2 protein-coding genes are annotated in these 1591 nt (G+C 37.1%); both read right to left on the bottom strand.

Annotated elements, in window-relative coordinates; translation table 11 throughout:
• Positions 1–70: 70 nt before the first annotated feature.
• Positions 71–1435 carry a serine hydrolase gene (locus Q4D72_RS12105; protein WP_303078198.1) on the bottom strand — a complete coding sequence of 455 codons (1365 nt, stop codon included), beginning with the start codon at positions 1433–1435 and terminating at the stop codon, positions 71–73.
• Positions 1436–1487: 52 nt separating this feature from the next.
• The coding region (locus Q4D72_RS12110; RefSeq protein ID WP_303078200.1) for a hypothetical protein at positions 1488–1591 on the bottom strand (104 nt) is incomplete at its 5' end.

Raw genomic sequence — 1591 nt, forward strand, 5'->3', positions numbered from 1 at the left:
TGCCACTACATTGTATTTCACTGACATAATATATGGTATTAATGGGTTACTGATTTTGAAATTTTTCGCTCTATTTTTCTACTTTTTTAAAAATAAATCCCATCGACCCCTGACGTAACTCAAAAACATTTTCATCAGGATTAAAGATGAGTTTAATATTGGCGGGTTCAAACTTAAATGTATGATTTTCGTATGCCTCTAACGGAATTTCAGGTTGCTCCGTAGCTTGTGAGTACAACACATTTCCCTTTTTGGTGATGACAATATCCAAACCTATTTCATTATTAGAATACGTCCCTAAATATTTGTCTAAATCTTCGGATTGCAGAGCGATAGGCTTTTCGGACTTCAAAGGCTCGTTATACAAAATACTTCGGATGGCTTTAACGGGTATTTTCGTAGTGATTAAGGCTTGATTTTGCAAAAGGACGATGGTTTTGTCGTGGGTAAGTTGCTGTTCCAAGTAGGTAATGTAGCCTCCCCAACTTCCTGAATGATTGATGATTTTGCCATATTTTTCGCTTTCTTCCAAGAATAGCCCAAATCCGTATTCGGTGTTTTGGTTATTATTGAGTGTGTAATCGGCAAAAAGTATGTCGCTCTGTTGCTTGGTAAAGAGTGTATTGTTTTGAAGTGCTTTTGCCCATTTGAGCAAATCTTCTGCGGTCGAATACACTCTTCCTTGTCCGTAAACGCCGTCAAAATACTGAGCATATTGTACATCTCTTTGCAAATTTCCGTTTTCATCTTGCGTATATCCCACAGCCAAATTCGGCATTGTCAATTTGTCTTTATATAAAAACAAAACTGCGGTATTATTCATTTTCAAAGGTTTGAAAATATGTTTTTTCAGATAATTGGCATAACTCGTTTTGGAAACTCGCTCAATGATGGTTGCCAAAAACAAATAGCCCGTATTGCTATACTTAAATTCTTGGTTGGGTTCAAAAAGCAGTTCAGGTTGTTCTTTTGCAAACAATTCGATGACATCATTATTGGTAATTGTTCCGATTGTTTGGTCTTTTTCTCTGAACAACGCCATATAGTCGGGCAGTCCGGAGGTATGGTGAACCAGATGTTCTATCGTTATTCCTTTATAAAAAGACAACTCAGGAATATACTTGGTAATATCATCGGACAGGCGTAATTTTTTAGACTTTTCGAGTAACAGAATTGCCGAAGCCGTAAATTGTTTGCTTACCGAAGCCAAATTAAAAACGGACTTTGGGGTCAGATTGGTGTTTTTCTCGATATTCTCCAAACCGTAGCTTTTTTCAAAAATGGTTTTACCGTTTTCAGCGATTAAAACATTTCCGTGAAAAGCCTCTTTACTATGTAAGGAAGTAAAAAGGCTGTCTAATCGTTCGGCTTTGCTCTGTGCAAAAACAAAACTACTGCATTGCAACGCAACAAATAATAAGGCTATTTTTCTCATTTTATAATATTTTGGTTTAGTTATTTAATAATCCGCCTGCGGTGGCTCACCGCTAATCATTCAGCTTCAACACGGCCATAAACGCACTTTGTGGCACCTCTACATTGCCGATTTGTCGCATACGTTTCTTTCCTTTCTTCTGTTTTTCAAGGAGTT

Origin of the sequence: Capnocytophaga sp. (genome assembly GCF_030532915.1) — a bacterium.
GTDB lineage: Bacteria > Bacteroidota > Bacteroidia > Flavobacteriales > Flavobacteriaceae > Capnocytophaga.